Genomic DNA, 1,051 nt, shown 5'->3' with positions numbered 1-1,051 from the left:
GGAATCGTAGTCGATCCGATAGGAGCGCTACTGGCTGTTTTGGTATTTGAATTTATTGTATCCAGCGGTATGAGCAAAAGCCTGGCCTTTGAGCATGTCTTGCAGACTTTTGGTTCGACCTTGGTGTTGGGGGTGGTCTTAGGCTGCTCTTCAGGTTATTACTTGGGGAGAGCATTAAGAAGTCATTGGTTACCCCAGTTCTTGCAAAATGCCGGAACACTGACGTTTATGTTGGGTATCTTCGCATTTTCTAACTTTTTGGTTCACGAGTCGGGTCTTTTGACAGTGACCATTATGGGGATCTGGCTGGCGAACATGAAAGGTGTGCCGGTTGAAGATATTCTCGAATTCAAAGAGTCGCTCAGTGTTCTTCTGATCTCGGCACTATTTATATTGCTTGCGGCAAGAATGGATCTGAGTATGGCTACTGCTTTGGGCTGGAATGCTCTGTGGGTAATTCTCATACTAATGCTGGTGGCCAGGCCTCTTTCGGTTTGGTTAGCCGCGGTCAAAACAGACTTGAGCTGGCAGGAGAAAACCTTTTTAGGCTGGGTTGCGCCAAGAGGCATTGTCGCTGCGGCGGTGTCAGCGTTATTTGCTTTTAAACTGGAGCAAGCAGGGCATGCCGATGCGGGTGCCTTAGTTCCGATGGTGTTTTTGGTTATCGTTGTTACTGTCATTATCCAAAGTATTACCTCAAGCCCTTTGGCGGGCTTGTTAAAGGTTAAAGAGCCGGATGATAATGGCTTTCTATTTATTGGTGCGAACGCCGTGGCGAGAAATTTGGCAAAGGCTATGATCGGCAAAGGTGTCACCGTTATTCTGACAGATACCAGTTGGGAAAATGTCAGGGCAGCGCGAATGGACAATCTGCCAGTCTATTATGGTAACCCCGTTTCAGAGCATGCTGAAAATAACCTGGATTTAACCGGGGTTGGTCATATGTTGGCTATCTCGCCCTATAAACAGTTGAATACTTTATCGACCTATCATTATCTGGACTTAATGGGTGTTGGGAGTGTTCTTGGTTTGCCTGAAGGTGATCAGGATG

1 protein-coding gene is annotated in these 1,051 nt (G+C 46.8%); it reads left to right on the top strand.

From position 1 onward, the window contains the following. Positions 1–1,051 (top strand): sodium:proton antiporter (locus tag A3761_RS21510; protein ID WP_197473166.1); only part of this gene is annotated, 1,051 nt, incomplete at both ends.

The organism is Oleiphilus sp. HI0123 (assembly GCF_001635315.1).
Note: the sequence above shows the minus strand (reverse complement) of the source record. Positions and strands in the feature narration are given on the sequence as shown.